Origin of the sequence: Microcoleus sp. Pol14D4 (genome assembly GCF_036701245.1) — a bacterium.
GTDB lineage: Bacteria > Cyanobacteriota > Cyanobacteriia > Cyanobacteriales > Microcoleaceae > Microcoleus.
The window spans coordinates 1-15,643 of the sequence record NZ_JAUBQM010000051.1; the positions used below are offsets into that span (position 1 = coordinate 1).

At 45.1% G+C, this 15,643-nt stretch carries 12 protein-coding genes; 7 read left to right on the plus strand and 5 right to left on the minus strand.

The window, feature by feature from the left end; translation table 11 throughout:
- Both QUA33_RS18095 and QUA33_RS18100 read left to right on the plus strand, forming a co-directional pair.
- On the plus strand, nucleotides 1-304 hold a 304-nt coding region (locus tag QUA33_RS18095), incomplete at its 5' end, for a type II toxin-antitoxin system RelE/ParE family toxin (RefSeq protein ID WP_333149989.1).
- Between the two features lie 127 nt (nucleotides 305-431).
- Complete coding sequence (locus QUA33_RS18100; protein WP_333149991.1) at nucleotides 432-749, plus strand: helix-turn-helix transcriptional regulator; 318 nt, start codon at nucleotides 432-434, stop codon at nucleotides 747-749.
- 321 nt (nucleotides 750-1,070) lie between these two features.
- On the opposite strand, the gene QUA33_RS18105 is transcribed toward QUA33_RS18100, so the two are convergent.
- Entirely contained in the window at nucleotides 1,071-1,445 is a 375-nt protein-coding gene (locus tag QUA33_RS18105) for an S-layer protein (RefSeq protein WP_333149993.1), read from the minus strand.
- An 81-nt stretch (nucleotides 1,446-1,526) separates the two neighbouring features.
- A complete protein-coding gene (locus tag QUA33_RS18110; RefSeq protein WP_333149995.1) occupies nucleotides 1,527-2,360 on the minus strand; it encodes a CPBP family intramembrane glutamic endopeptidase in 834 nt (277 codons plus the stop codon).
- Nucleotides 2,361-2,572: 212 nt separating this feature from the next.
- Between QUA33_RS18110 and QUA33_RS18115 the strand changes: the two genes are divergently transcribed.
- A complete protein-coding gene (locus QUA33_RS18115; protein ID WP_333149997.1) occupies nucleotides 2,573-4,042 on the plus strand; it encodes a GTP-binding protein in 1,470 nt (489 codons plus the stop codon).
- A gap of 350 nt (nucleotides 4,043-4,392) precedes the next feature.
- Here the strand turns inward: QUA33_RS18115 and QUA33_RS18120 are convergent, their stop codons facing one another.
- Nucleotides 4,393-5,601 (minus strand): argininosuccinate synthase, encoded by a 1,209-nt coding sequence (locus QUA33_RS18120; protein WP_333078688.1) that lies wholly within the window; start codon nucleotides 5,599-5,601, stop codon nucleotides 4,393-4,395.
- Between the two features lie 308 nt (nucleotides 5,602-5,909).
- Here QUA33_RS18120 and QUA33_RS18125 point away from each other — a divergent pair, with 308 nt between their 5' ends.
- From QUA33_RS18125 to QUA33_RS18140, 4 genes are all read left to right on the plus strand, one after another.
- A complete protein-coding gene (locus QUA33_RS18125; RefSeq protein ID WP_333149999.1) occupies nucleotides 5,910-6,848 on the plus strand; it encodes a glycosyltransferase in 939 nt (312 codons plus the stop codon).
- A 574-nt stretch (nucleotides 6,849-7,422) separates the two neighbouring features.
- Nucleotides 7,423-10,188: a PAS domain-containing protein gene (locus tag QUA33_RS18130; protein ID WP_333150001.1), complete on the plus strand. Its 2,766-nt coding sequence runs from the start codon at nucleotides 7,423-7,425 to the stop codon at nucleotides 10,186-10,188.
- A 386-nt stretch (nucleotides 10,189-10,574) separates the two neighbouring features.
- A complete protein-coding gene (gene argZ / locus QUA33_RS18135; RefSeq protein WP_333150003.1) occupies nucleotides 10,575-12,689 on the plus strand; it encodes a bifunctional arginine dihydrolase/ornithine cyclodeaminase in 2,115 nt (704 codons plus the stop codon).
- Nucleotides 12,690-12,821: 132 nt separating this feature from the next.
- Complete coding sequence (locus QUA33_RS18140) at nucleotides 12,822-13,331, plus strand: DUF29 family protein (protein WP_333150005.1); 510 nt, start codon at nucleotides 12,822-12,824, stop codon at nucleotides 13,329-13,331.
- A gap of 418 nt (nucleotides 13,332-13,749) precedes the next feature.
- On the opposite strand, the gene QUA33_RS18145 is transcribed toward QUA33_RS18140, so the two are convergent.
- Together QUA33_RS18145 and sixA are read right to left on the minus strand one after the other, a co-directional pair.
- Nucleotides 13,750-14,895: a citrate synthase gene (locus tag QUA33_RS18145; protein WP_333082657.1), complete on the minus strand. Its 1,146-nt coding sequence runs from the start codon at nucleotides 14,893-14,895 to the stop codon at nucleotides 13,750-13,752.
- Between the two features lie 234 nt (nucleotides 14,896-15,129).
- The gene (gene sixA, locus QUA33_RS18150) at nucleotides 15,130-15,624 is read right to left on the minus strand and encodes a phosphohistidine phosphatase SixA (protein ID WP_333150007.1); all 495 of its coding nucleotides are present in this window, start codon (nucleotides 15,622-15,624) and stop codon (nucleotides 15,130-15,132) included.
- Nucleotides 15,625-15,643 lie beyond the last annotated feature (19 nt).

Consider the following 15,643-nt stretch of genomic DNA (forward strand, 5'->3'; position numbering starts at 1 on the left):
TTCTCAGCTTGAGGCCATCAGGCCTTGTCTGAGTTACTTTGGCGATACTTGCTTATCAGCACTTATTGAGCAGTTACCTCTCAAAGGGTTTGGAGGTGCAAAAGTTTTAGAAATTACCGATGACTATGATGGGGATACCTATCGAGCAGTTTACACGGTAAAGTTTGCAGATACAGTGTATGTTTTGCACGCTTTTCAGAAAAAGTCTAAAAAAGGAATTGCTACACCACAACAAGATATTAAGTTAATCGAAGAAAGGCTAAAACGAGCTCAAGAGCATTACGAAGGTTTCAAGAGTAAGTAAGACTGGAATCAGTAGTGATAAGATGTGCTTATATTTCTAAATAAGGTGGAAATAGACGGCTTCTTATCACTACTTTTTCAGGAATAACTAAGACCAGGTAAAAAAGGGGGAAATCATGAGTAAGGAGATGGATATTCAAGTTAGTAGTGGGAATATATTTGCTGATTTGGGTCTGCCTAATTCTGATGAAATGCTGATGAAGGCGGAACTGGTACGCCAGATAACTGAGATCCTTAGTAAAAGGAAACTCAATCAAGTTCAAGCAGCAGAAGTATTAGGAATTGACCAGCCAAAGGTGTCAGCGTTGATGAGAGGAAAGCTGACAGGTTTTTCAACAGAAAGGTTGTTTCGATTTTTAAATGCGTTAGGGTGCGATGTGCAAATTGTGGTGAAGCAAAAGCTCGAATCGCCGGCGGTTGCAGGCATTAGTGTTGTTAGTATCTGATATCTGAATAGTCACTTTTTGTATAATTCACCTTTTTTGCATTCACTTTTATAAATCGGCGGTTTGTGAGCAAATCAGGTAGCGTCGCTTCTCGGTAAGCCCCGAAATAATACATTGTCAAAACAGCTTTGTAAGCCCAGTGATCAGAAGGTTCATCGGTAAAAAGAGTGGGCAGGGTTTCAACCTGATTCTGCACGCAAGCAGGGAGCAGTTGGTCTGGCGTTGCCTGCTGAGTTTTAAAATTTTGGTAATGGGAAATGCGGAAAAGGTAATCGGGAATAAAAACTTCCTCTAGTAGGATATTCCGATTCCAGTAATTCTTTAATTAATTATGGGAAAAGGCTGTAATGGGGAATTGGGAAACCGAGATCTGGAAGGCAAACTTTCTCTAGTAGGAGCTCCCGATTCCATTAATTCTTTAATTAAAGCAGGGTTCATCCCTTCTCGGTAAGCCCCGCAATAATACATTGTCAAAACAGCTTTGTAAGCCCAGTGATTGGAAGGTACATCGGTAAAAGGATTTGGCAGGGTTTCAACCTGATTCTGCTGGCAAGCATTGAGAATTTGTTCTGGCGTTGTCTGCACTTGAACTAAAGAATTATTTGGCTTGACTTGTGCGGTATTTTGTGCGTTTGCCGGAGCTAACAAACCTGTATACATTAACAGTGTAGCAGTGCCAAAGATGCTGAGTTTCATAAGTTTATAAATTTCTGAATTAGTTGGGTGGTAGTGAGGAATTTAGTCCTCCAAGTTGTGGCAAATAAGGACTCATCGTCCTTACTCGAAACCTTTGGAATGTTCAGAGATTTTTCGCATACCCAAGGCCAAAACACTCAAAAACAACAGCCCGATCGCCCCAGCTAGCGGATTGCCGTTAACTCCTGTCACCCAATCGGGAACCGATGCCGAATATCGCACTAACTGCCCGATGTTAATCATGTAATATCCCCAGACTAAACCTGCATGAAGCCCGATCGACAAACCGAGGCGATTTTGGCGCGATCTTTTTCCCCAAACCAGAATCAAACCCAGCAACAACAACCCCGGAAACTGCGGCCAACTCCCCAGCATTGCCGCGACAGGTTTGATAAAATGAGATAGGGCAAACACCAGGCTATTCGCCCACAGAGATATTTTATAATTGTAATCCCGCTGCAACTCGTCCAGCAACCAACCACGGAATACCAACTCCTCGGCAAAACCGACTCCAAGGGCGCTTAACAGCCCTTCTGCGATGATTCTCGGCAAATTATCAGAATTTTGCCACGCGACTAAGCCGAACAGCCCTTGCACCCCAAATAAGCTGAAAGTGAGCAAAAGCCCGATCGCCAATCCGATTAAAAGCTCAAAACCGTTTTTTCGCGTATTGATTAAACCGTAACTTTTGAGTAATTGGGTTTGTCCGTAAACCTGTTTTCCCCAGCGTGGCACTAGGAACAGAAACTCAGTAAACAACAATCCCATTGTCAGAATAGTTGCTAGGTTACTATCTTTAACTAAGAGATAAATTGGTGCTGCTAGGGGCAGCCAAATTGCTAGCAAGATTAATAAAAAAATTATTACACGTAAAGGAAATGGATAACTGGCTATTATTTGGAGGCGCTTAATCATTGTTGTAAATTAAACAGGTTTTACATGATATCTGTAGGGAGACAGCATTGCTGTGTCCTTACCAGGATTAGGAGACAGCATTGCTGTCTCCCTACCCGGATTATAAACACGCCATTGCCGTACCCCTAATGTACAAAGCAGACGGAAAAAGCTAGAATGGCATCATATCGGTTGAAACTTTAAGTGAAGCAAAGCTATAACATCAGGTAACAATGACTGAAGCCTCGGATTTTTCAAATGTCGATCGCGAATTAGATGACACAATTTTAAGCTTCGCAGACATTCAGGCAGAACTCAACCTGCGCCACGCTAAAGATGCTCTGCGAGATATAGTAGAAAATCTCGACTTGACAGTTCAAGAGCGAACTGGACTGGAACCGGAAATTGGCGGGTTGGAGAAAATGCTCGACAAGCTAGAGCGCGCTTGCGTGCAAATAGCTGTGTTTGGGATGGTGGGAAGGGGAAAATCTTCGGTTTTGAACGCGCTGCTAGGTCAAAATGTCTTTGAAACAGGTCCGACTCACGGGGTGACTCGCACCACGACTATTGGCCAGTGGGATGTCGGAGAGGGAATTGATGAGAATTTGCCGGATGGCTTACGCCCCGCTACGCTACGACTTTCGCCAGTTATTTACCGTTTGTCGCAAGTTGAATTAGTCGATACTCCGGGAATAGATGAAGTTGACGGCGAAACTCGCGAACTTTTAGCCCGCCGCGTTGCTCAACAAGCAGATTTGATTTTGTTTGTAGTTGCTGGCGACATTACAAAGGTGGAATACGCAGCACTTTCGCAGTTGCGGGAAGCCGGAAAACCGATGTTATTAGTCTTTAATAAAATTGACCAGTATCCTGATGCAGACAGGCTGGCAATTTATCATAAAATTCGAGACGATCGCGTGAGAGAATTGTTGTCTCCCGATGAAATTGTGATGGCGGCGGCTTCCCCTTTGACGGCGAGGGCGGTGCGCCGTCCCGACGGAAGTATGGGCGTGCAAATGACTCGCAGTTTGCCACAAGTGCAAGATTTAAAATTAAAGATTTTGGAGATTTTAGACCGGGAAGGCAAATCTTTGGTCGCGCTGAATACGATGCTCTGTGCGGGGGATATTAACGAGCAGTTGGTGCAGCGAAAAATGGAAATTCGAGATGAGGCGGCTAATCGAATTATCTGGAACGCGGTAATGACGAAATCGGTGGCGATCGCACTTAATCCAATTACTGTAGTTGATATTCTTAGCGGTGCGGTAATTGATGTGGTGATGATCTTAACTTTATCTAAAGTTTACGGCATTGCGATGACGGAAGCGGGCGCGGTGGAATTGCTGCAAAAGATTGCGATTAGTATGGGGGGGATTACGGCCGGTGAATTGTTGGCTAATTTTGGTTTGAGTTCGTTGAAAGGATTGTTGGGTTTGGCGACGCCGGCGACGGGGGGTTTGGCTTTAGGGCCTTATTTGTCTGTGGCGGTGACGCAAGCTGCGATCGCGGGGGTTTCTTCCTACGGTATCGGTCAAGTTACTAAGGCTTATTTGGCTAATGGTGCTTCTTGGGGAGATGATGGGCCAAAGGCTGTTGTGAGCAAGATTTTGTCTTCTTTGGATGAGGATTCTATTTTAAATCGGATTAAGGAAGAGTTGCGGGCTAAGTTGGATTTGGGAAGTGTGGAAAAACAGAAATCTTAGCGATCGGCTGTTTTACGTTGACCCAGCAATTCTAGCGCAGCCCTGCCACCATTCGGCAGGGGTTTCAACCCTTACCTCAAAGCTAAATTTGTGTGAAGACAATTTAACAAATTATTAGGATAACAACCAATTACCAATTATTACTGTATCTTACTAACTCCTAACTTAGGCAATTGGCAGAGGTTGGGCGATTGCGGCAAATAAGGTGCGCCGTGCACACCCTACTCTTAATTCCGCGAAGGCGGACTTGGTTTGTGTAGCCGCCAATTCGATTCGGCGGGTTAACATCGAATTGTTAATCCGAATTCGATTGGGCGGCTTAACATCAGGTTTTCAACCCTAATTCGCTCCTATTTGTAACCTCTATTCTTCTCCGACCAAATGCGGGTTGGTAGCCCCCAAACATAGACAAATCCTTCAGCAGCTTTGTGATCGAATTCGTCCTCTGCGCCGTAGGTTGCTAAGTCGAAACTGTAGAGAGAATTTTCAGATTTGCGGCCGACAATTGTCGCATTTCCTTTGAACAGTTTGAGCCGCACGGTTCCAGTTACTCGCTTTTGCGTGTCCTGAATAAATGCGTCTAAAGCTGTTTTCAAAGGATTGTACCAAAGACCGTTGTAAATCATTTGGCTGTAGGTTTCTTCGATGCCTCGCTTGTACCGCGTTACATCTGCTGTCAGCGTCAAGCTTTCTAAGTCTCGGTGCGCGTGCATCAAAACTAAAATCGCTGGTGTTTCGTAAATTTCCCGCGATTTTATCCCGACTAAGCGGTTTTCAATCATGTCAATCCGGCCGACTCCGTGGTTTCCAACTATTTCGTTGAGTTGGGAAATTAAGGCGACTGGTGATAAATCTTTGCCGTTTAAAGTGACAGGATTTCCGCAATCGAAACCGATTTCTATGTATTCGGGTGTGTCGGGAGTTTGTTCGATCGCCTTTGTCATCAAATACACCTCTTCCGGCGGTTCCGCCCAAGGATCTTCGAGGATTCCGGCTTCAATAGCCATTCCCAATAAGTTGCGATCGATACTGTAAGGGGAAGACTTTTTCACTGGGGACGGAATACCGCATTTCTCGCCGTATGCGATCGTTTCCTCGCGGCTCATTTTCCACTCCCGCGCAGGTGCTAAAATCTTAATCTTGGGGTTGAGCGCGCCGATCGACACATCGAACCGCACCTGATCGTTTCCTTTACCTGTGCAACCGTGGGCGATCGCATCTGCACCGTATTTTTCCGCAGCTTCTACTAACAATTTAGCAATCAGCGGGCGAGCCAGGGCAGTCGAAAGAGGATAACGGTTTTCGTAAAGTGCGTTAGCTTGAATCGCTGGAAACGCATAGTCTTTGACAAATTCTTCGGTAGCATCAATAACTAAAGATTCCGAAGCACCGGATGCTAAAGCTTTTTTGCGGATCGGTTCTAATTCGTCTCCCTGTCCCAAATCCGCGGCCAGAGTAATTACTTCTTCAACACCCCACTCGTTTTTGAGGTAAGGAATGCAGACGGAGGTATCGACTCCGCCCGAATATGCTAGGACAACTTTTTTAGCGCGACTCATTGCTATTTACATCCTGAATTTAACTGACATCTTGCACCCTTGTCACTAAGCTTTTCAGGGCGGACAAGATGCCCACCCCACAAAAAAATATCATTTTTGTGGAACAGGCATCTTGCCTGTTCTTGAGAATGGTGCCTAATGTGAGGTTTAACCGACTTTTCATTATGCACCTAATTGAGATCGATTCTTGTCAGAAATAGCACAGATTTATATATTCTTTTTTTGCTAAACTTGGCTATTTCCCTAGGGAGTTGCTGCGAAAAATCTGCTACCGTGGGATACGGTAACTGTGGAGATGGGGAAAAACCGTGTTTTTTAGTGTTGTGATTCCGACGTATAATCGTAAACCGATTTTGGCAAAATGTCTACTGGCTTTGGAAAATCAGCAGTTCGGTGAGATTGTGAGAGAGTATGAAATAATTGTGGTGGACGACGGCTCGACGGACGGGACGCTGGAGTGGTTGGCTGCAGATGCCGACTTGTTGCCTCATGTGCGATCGATCGCCCAATGTCACCAAGGCCCCGCCGCTGCGCGCAATTTAGGCGTTGAAGATGCTAAGGGCGATACGATTATTTTTATTGACAGCGATTTGGTGGTAACAGAGCATTTTTTGCAAGCCCACGCAGATGCTTTGCTACAGGGTTACAAAGATACTGATGCGGTTTTTACTTACGGCAGCGTGATTAATACTTGTAATTTCGATAATCCTACTTCGGAACCCTACAAAATAACCGATTTTTCGGCTGCTTATTTTGCTACGGGAAATGTCGCGATCGCCCGCCACTGGCTGCTGGCTGCTGGACTGTTTGACACTCGCTTTCAACTGTACGGATGGGAAGATTTAGAGTTGGGTGTGAGGTTGAAAAAATTAGGTTTAAAATTAATTAAATGTCCGGCTGCTGTCGGCTATCACTGGCATCCACCTTTTAGTTTAGAGCAAATTCCTGGCATGATAGACAGAGAAATTCAGCGCGGGAGAATGGGAGTTTTGTTTTATCAAAAGCACCCTAATTGGGAAGTGCGGATGATGATTCAAATGACTGTTTTGCACCAAATACTGTGGGGATTTTTATCATTAGGTGGGATGCTAAACGAGCGGACAATGACTCCTTTTTTGCAATGGTTGATTGACCAAGGTAAGCCCCAGCTAGCTTTAGAAATTGCTCGAATTTTTCTGAATTGGTATAACGTGAAAGCCGTGTACGCCGCTTGTGGGGAATTGCAGGCTGAGACAAAGATACCATAAATCAGCCGCCGGACGGTGTAAATAAAATATAAGAGATTGTAGGAGTGTTTCAGGGTCCATTGGTGTCAACTTAAGCTCAAATATAGTAACGGTATACTGTTTGACAATTATGCCTAAATTCTCCTAGCCTTGCTTAAGAAAGGGGATTTACCGGACTCAAGACTTGGATAAAAACCAGAGAAGCAAAGGATTTTAGTCTTAAGTTGATACCACTGATCGGGGAGGTTTTTAATTGTCATTTCGACTAAGGATATTTACTTAGAACACACAATAGCTATCCACCAGATAAAGGCCAGCGAAATCGGTTTCTAGACATTGTAAAAATTTTACCTTTAATCAAACTTGCTTGCTGAGCGTGTGATTTGATGAATCTCGCCTGTTTTCTTGATGGGCTGCGATAATTAGATTTTCACACATTTTCAAACTATTCTTATTTTTGATATAATTACAAATAATTTAGGAGCGTGCTATCTACCCAAGAGTTGTGCTGGTTTACCTGAGAGCGTTAGCTACAAACGGTTAATGACTTAAAAGTATTCCCACATAAAAAGTTTGAATAATTTGAGGGTCTGCTGTGAATACAACTGACGATAAAAATCCAAGACGAGAAACAATTAGACTTCCAAAAACTGCTTTCCCACAAAATATTTTAATGGTGGACGACAATCCAGAAAGCTTGCGACTTGTATCCCGGCTTTTGTCTAAGCGGGGATATAAACTGCGGCCGACACGAGATGGCAAATTAGCTCTCAACTTTGCTCTATCGAGTCCACCGGATTTGATTTTGCTGGACATCATGATGCCCGGTATGGATGGCTATCAAGTCTGCGAACAGCTAAAAGCTTCTCCGAAAACGAAAGATATCCCTGTGATTTTTATCAGCTCTTTAAATGAAGTTTTTGATAAAGTCAAAGCTTTTTCGCTGGGGGCGGTAGATTACATTACTAAACCGTTTGAAATAGAAGAAGTCGTGGCTCGCGTCGAAAATCAACTGCTGCTCAGTCGGCTTTCTAAGGAACTTGTAGCAAAAAATGCGCTGCTAGAAGCTGAAATAGAAGAACGTAAGCGGATCGAAGCACAACTACGAGAAAGCCAGCACTGGCTGTCGGCAGTAATTAAAACGAATCCTAATCTATTGTACGTTTACGATTTGATAGAAGAGAGAAGTCTCTACGTCAACCGCGATATTTCTAGCGATATTGGCTACACGTTTGAAGAAATACAGCAGATGGCAGCCACATTTATTCCTAAGTTAATACACCCTGACGATATCCCTGCATTCTCAGAACAAAGAAAAAAACTTGAGGGAGCAAAAGATGGCGAAAGCTTTGATTTTGAATACCGGATACAGCAGAAGAATGGTGAATATCGGTGGTTTTGCAGCCGGGAGAGCGTGTTTGCCAGAACACCGCAGGGCAAACCTTGGAAAATTCTGGGAACTGCTGCTGAAATTAGCGATCGCAAACAAGCAGAACTAGAACTTAAAACAGCTTTAGCTGCTTTGGAACGGCAAATCAAGCAAAGATTTCTGCTAGAAACAATTACTCTCGAAATCCGCTACAGCTTAAATCCAGAGCAAGTTTTTCAAACAGCGACAGCCCAAATAGGTAGAATTTTTAATGCCGATTACTGCTTGATTCACACTTACAAAGAAAACCCATTTCCCCAAATTTTTAATGTCGCTGAGTACAGAAAAGCCGCATCAAAATCGCTTTTAGATTTACAAATTCCCGTACAGGGTAATCCTCACGTTCAGTTTTTATTGTCCCAAGAGCAAGCTGTAGTTTCTGACGATGTTTTTTCCGATCCCCTGCTAGAAAATGTCAGAGATTTGTGCTGTCAAATAGGTTTGAAGTCGATGATATCCATCCGCACTTCCTACCAGGGAAAAGCCAACGGAATGATATGCTTGCACCAGTACGATCGCCCGCGTAACTGGACACAAGATGAGATCAGATTATTGAAAGCTGTGGCAGCACAAATGGGAATTGCGATCGCTCAAGCCAATCTTGTCGAACAAGATAAACAACAGCGACTTAAACTTCAACAGAGCGAAGCTAGTCTAGCAGCCGCCCAGAAAATTGCCCATATCGGCAGTTGGGAATTTGATTTAGTCACTCATAAAATTACTTGGTCAGAAGAAGTGTTCCGCATTTTTGGTCTTGACTCAAGTGCAACTGAACCGACATCTGCAAAACTTTTAAAGATGTGTCATCCCGACGACAGAGACGTGTTTCAAAAAACTGTCACCCTCACTATCTCGCAAGGCATTTCCTACAAAAGAGAGTTCCGATTTCTTCATCCTAGCGGTCAAATCCTATACGTGGAAGGCAGAGGAGAAGCGGTTTTTAACGAAACCGGGGAAGTAATCAAACTGTTGGGAACAGTAATGGATATTAGCGATCGCAAACAAGCCGAAGCAGAGTTGCTGCTTAGCGAACTGCGAGAACGAGAAAAAGCGCAACAGCTAGAACAAACTCTGGAATACTTAAAAAATGCTCAATCCCAGCTAATTCAATCCGAAAAAATGTCAAGTATCGGGCAAATGGTAGCGGGAGTGGCCCACGAAATTAATAACCCTGTCAATTTCATCTACGGCAATATTATTCCCGCCAAACAGTACGCTCGCGATTTACTAAAATTGCTCAGTCTTTATCAGCAACACTATCCCGAACCAGTTCCTGAAATAGCTCAAGAATTGGCAGAAATAGAGGCAGATTTTATCGCGGAAGATTTTCCTAAAATCATGGCTTCAATGCAAGAAGGTGCTAACAGAATTAAGCAGATAGTGCTGTCTTTGCGAAACTTTTCGAGACTTGATGAAACAGCTCGCAAAGTAATAGACATTCATGAAGGGATAGAGAGCACTTTGGTGATTTTGCAGCACCGATTGCAGCCACAGCAAAAACGTCGGGAAATTCAACTCATTAAAAATTACGGCACACTGCCAAAAATCGAGTGTTATCCGGCTCAATTAAACCAGGTATTTATGAATTTGTTGTTGAATGCGATCGACGCTGTGGAAGAGTCATCAGCAAACTGTACTTGCAAAGTTAACCAAATTCGCATTGTTACTGAAGTCAGCCGAGAAAATCAAGTGTGTGTGCGGATTTCTGACACCGGGCCCGGTATCCGTCCCGAAGTTCAGTCAAGGATATTTGACCCATTTTTTACTACCAAACCGATCGGCAGTGGCACTGGTTTGGGATTGTCGATTAGTTACCAAATAGTTAAAGACACCCACGGCGGAAATTTGGAGTGTCATTCAGAAGTTGGCCGGGGAACAGAATTTGCGATCGAACTTCCGATTTCGCAAAAGTTGAAAGTTAAAAAAAGTTAAGAGAAGCTGTTATATCATGTGCGTTAAATTAACTATAACTCTTCTGGGGTGGGTTCATCAACAATCTATAATATCAGCCAGAGAAAAGCGTAAACCCGCCCCGATCGTCAGATTTGGCACAATTCAACGGATATCCTATTAATAATCTATCAAAACCTCTTATAGTGTGTGTAATAACCAGACATTTTCTCCAGTATTTCACGAGTATTTCATAAGAACGGTTTGTGATTTAGTTTAATCTAATCCTAAGCGTGATATAATTAAGAGTTGGCCTTATGAGGCCCAGACGTTGCGATGCTAAAATTAGTAGTGAATATTACAGTTGCTATTATACAAACTCTGTCAACATACGTCTGCTGTAGCGTCTACCACATTTTAACTGAATTATGACTGACTCAATTCGCTTCCTCATGTGTGCTCCTGACCACTACGATGTGGATTACGTGATTAATCCGTGGATGGAGGGCAACGTACACAAATCATCGCGCGATCGCGCCGTCGAACAGTGGGAAAAACTCTACCACGTCCTCAAAGAAAACGCTGTGGTAGACCTCGTACCGCCCGCAAAAGGCTGGCCCGATATGGTTTTTACCGCCAACGCAGGCTTACTTTTAGGCAATACCTTCGTCCTCAGCCGTTTCTATCACAAAGAACGCCAAGGCGAAGAGCCCTATTTCAAAGCATGGTTTGAAAGCAAAGGTTTCACCGTGCACGAACTGCCGAAAGACTTGCCGTTTGAGGGTGCTGGCGATGCTTTGCTCGATCGCGAAGGACGCTGGTTGTGGGCCGGATACGGCTTCCGTTCCGAACTCGACTCGCACCCGTTACTAGCAAAATGGCTCAACATAGAAGTGCTCTCGCTGCGTTTAGTTGACGAACGTTTCTATCACCTAGACACCTGTTTTTGTCCCCTGACAGGCGGCTATTTGCTCTACTATCCAGCAGCATTTGACTCGTACTCCAACCGCTTAATTGAAATGCGAGTGGCGCCGGAAAAACGCATTGCCATTGAAGAAGCAGATGCCGCTAATTTTGCCTGCAATGCCGTCAATATTGACAAAGTTGTGGTAATGAATAAAGTTAGCGAAGCTTTGAAAACGCGCATCACTAATGCTGGTTTTAAAGTAATTGAAACGCCGATGACCGAATTTCTGAAAGCGGGGGGCGCCTGTAAGTGTTTGACGCTGCGGGTAACGGAACCGGTGCAAGAAGATCGATCGGCAAACGTGATGGTAGAAAGCCGCACAATTCGCATGGAAGGTCACTTGCTCGATGCTGGTTTAATCAGCCGCGCTTTAGATTTAATTATCGAAAACGGCGGCAGTTTCCAAGTCCTCAATTTCAATTTAGGAGAGCAGCGGCAAAGCACATCCAGTGCAGACGTTAAAGTTTCGGCTCCTTCCCACGATGTGATGGAAGAAATCATGGGACTTCTAATTGACTTGGGTGCAGTCCCCCCGCCACAAGAGATTTGCGACGCTATTTTAGAACCGGTAGTGCAAGATGGCGTCGGCCCGGACGACTTTTATGTGAGTACGATTTATCCCACAGAAGTGCGGGTAAATAACCAGTGGGTGAAAGTGCAAAATCAGCGCATGGACGGTGCAGTTGCTATTACTGAAACTGTCGATGGTCCCGTCGCTAAATGCAAATTACTGCGAGATTTAAAAGTAGGAGAAAAAGTCGTTGTAGATGTAGTGGGTATCCGCACCATCCGCAAAACCGAATCGCGGGAACAGCGCAATTCTCAAGAATTCAGTTTTATGTCCGGCAGCGTTTCTAGCGAGCGCCGCGTAGAATTGGTGGTGGAACAAGTAGCGTGGGAATTGCGCCAAATTCGCGATCGAGGTGGCAAAGTGGTAGTTACGGCGGGGCCTGTTGTTATCCACACTGGTGGTGGCGAACATTTAGCGCATTTGATTCGCGAAGGTTACGTACAAGCGCTGTTAGGCGGAAATGCGATCGCGGTTCACGACATGGAACAATCGAGCATGGGAACCTCTTTAGGGGTTGACATGAAACGCGGTGTGGCTGTGCGCGGCGGACACCGCCATCACTTGAAAATAATTAACAGTGTGCGACGTTACGGGAGTATTGCAAAAGCTGTGGAAGCCGGACTGGTTACTAACGGTGTCATGTACGAATGCGTGAAGCATAATATCCCGTTTTCCCTAGCAGGTTCTATCCGCGATGACGGCCCGCTTCCTGACACGCAAATGGATTTAGTTAAGGCTCAAGAAGAATATACTGAGCTGTTACGAGGTGCGGATATGGTGTTAATGCTGTCGTCTATGCTGCACTCAATTGGTGTGGGAAATATGACGCCGGCGGGTGTGAAGATGGTCTGTGTGGACATTAATCCGGCGGTGGTGACGAAATTGAGCGATCGGGGTTCGATCGAGTCTATTGGAGTTGTTACCGATGTGGGATTGTTCCTGAGTTTGTTGGTGAATCAATTGGATAAATTGACCAGCCGCCATCATGTAACTCAATCTGTTTAGATGTAGCGCGAAATCGGCGGTTGAAACCGCGTTTGTACAAACGAAGTCCGCCTTTGCGGACTGAAGAATAAAGCGCGTAGGGTGCGCACCGCGCACCTTACGAAATCGTTATAAATATTGAGGGCAAAAGCAATGGTACAGGAATTAATAGACCTGAAAAATTGTATTTTGGAAGGAAGGAATGAAGATGCTCTAGCAATTGTCGATGAGTTAGAGGGCATGAGCAAACAAGCAACTCTGCGGAATATTGGGTCTTTTTTACTGATTCTGCTAATCCACCTAATTAAAAACCAAGTTGAACAGCGTTTGACAAATTCTTGGGCTGCTTCTATTGCTAATTCGGTCCGAGGTATTAAAAAGCTCAATCTCAAAGATAATAAAACATCTTACTATATCAACTCGGCCGAGTGGGAATCTTTTATAGAAGATGAACTAGAAGCCGCAATTCGTGAGGCTAGCAGGGAAGTGTTGGAAGGAAAGTTAAGCCGCGCTCAACTCAATCAAAGAGTGGACAGAGAACAAATTATGGCGATCGCAACAGGGCTACTGTCCCTGACATACACTTATTATCGAGGTGAATTCGAGGATGCGATCGACGAATATTTGTCGCATTTACCTGGGGGTGAAAATTGGAATGTATAGAGTCAAAAATAGAAAAATTCATTGCTGTATAATACTGAGGGTAATAAACGATGTGTGCGATCGCACCTATCGAAAGCTATTCGTAAATCAGAGCCTGGCTGGGGCGGGTTGACTGCCTCAAACTGGCTTTTTTACCGATTTGGTCAATTCGCCCCTACATCCGCTGCAGCGCCTGATATTCCAATAAAAAACCTCAGACCCGCAAGTCTGAGGACCGGAGTTCCTGAAAATCGTCACTTCTTACTATTGTCGCCAACACACAGCACAACATACAAGAGGGGTTCAACCCAGCACTGCAGCTTTTGGCAGACAGAAATTGCTTCCTGACTCGCAACACGAAAGCAATTTTTACTTCAACATTTCACGAAAGCAAAAAAAATCTTCTCGTCATTTTTAGATCTGGGTTGATAATTTTGCTTTAGGAAGGGAGCCTATCCTCGATCGCAATATAAGGCTCACCGTGAGTGCCCGTATATATTTGAGTCGGGCGGTAAATGCGGTTTGCCTCTAACTGTTCCTTCCAGTGGGCCAACCAGCCGGCAACGCGGGCGATCGCAAAAACCGGTGTAAATAAGTCGATCGGAATTCCCATTTTTCGGTAAACCAGACCCGAATAGAAATCTACATTTGCATAAATTCCTTTGTGACCCAATTTCTCCTCAACCACTTCTTCCAACTCGACAGCAATGTCGTAATAATCGTCATGACCGAAGTTCTCAAATAACTGTTCTGCTAACCCTTGGAGAATAGTTGCTCTCGGATCTTTCACCTTGTAAACTCGGTGACCGAAACCCATGATTTTGTCCTTATTTGCAACGCACTTCTCGACAAAAGGCCGCACATTTTCTACCGAACCAATTTGCTCCAACATATCAATCACTTCTTCATTAGCTCCCCCGTGCAGCGGCCCCGCCAAAGTGCCAACTGCTGAAGCAATTACCCCGTAAGGGTCTGTCAGCGTCGAAGCTGTTACCATTGCCGAAAATGTAGAGGCATTAATTGTATGTTCAGCGTGGAGAGTCAGACAAGTGTCAAAAATGCTAGCTAACAGTGGATCGGGTTCTTGCTCGTTGAGCATATAAAGAAAGTTAGCCGAGTAGTCCAAGTCATCCCTCGGCCGCACCGGGTCATTTCCCCGTCGCATTTGCTGGAACGCTGCTACCATTGTGGGAATCTTAGCTAGCAGCCGCACTACAGCTTCTCGAATGTATGCTGGGTTAGCCAGGGCTCTGCGAGAGTAGAACAAGCCCAGGGCGGCCGCTGAAGCTTGCAGGGCGTCCATGGGATGTCCTCTTTCAGGAAAGCATTTCATCATGTCCCGGATGCGATATTTGATCCGGCGGTGATAGCGAATTTCATGCTCGAAAGCTTCGAGTTCTTCCTTTGTCGGAAGTACCCCCCAGATTAATAAATATGAAGTTTCGAGAAAGGAACTTTTCAGTGCCAGTTCCTCGATGCTAATCCCGCGATATTCCAGCAACCCTTTTTGTCCATCGACGTAGCTAATGCTGGACAAGGTGGCGGGAACACCTTCTAAACCTGGTTTGAATTCGCCGACGACCATTGCGATACCGTTTTGTGTGAGTTCAATACTACTAAAAGTACATTACCAGAAACCAAGATAGTGTCACAGTCTTGACAAATAATCATTGAATTCGGGTTCAGAAATCGGGTTTTTCAACAGATAGCCCGATCGCACCGCTGCGTATTGTCGCCCCTCAAACCCGGTTGTGCCGTCCCAGAATGCGGGTTTAAGAGGGCTGGCGCGTCCTGTTAATGTCGGGGCGGTTCGTTGTTTCTAGCGCAGCAAAAACTTGGGCGCAGTTAGCCAAAACATTTGGCTGCGGCCCACTGGGGAGCCGGTTTCCGGGAGAATTAAGCCGATGATACCTGCTTTTTTGAGAATCAGGGCATCTTGCGATCGAGCCCACAGCAAAGTTTCGGCCCAGTGGCCTAAGTCTGGTTGGTGGCCCACCAGGGCCAAGCTGCGGCTACCTATTTCCTGCCACTGTTTGTACCACTCCAGCCAGTTCCCGATGTCTCCTGAAGGTGCGAGGGCGGCGGATTCTTCTATTTGGGAACTCAAACCGACTGTTTGCAGGATTTGGGCGGTTTGCTGGGCCCGCAGTAGGGGACTGGTGAGAATCAGGTCAAACTGAATTTCGAGTTCGTACAGCCGCTGGGCAATTTTCCTGGTTTTACGATCGCCCTCTTTAGTCAGCGGGCGTTCTGAGTCTGTATCATATTCTTCTGGTGCGGCTGCGATACCGTGCCGGATCAGGTAAATAACCATATATCAATACTTCCAGGCA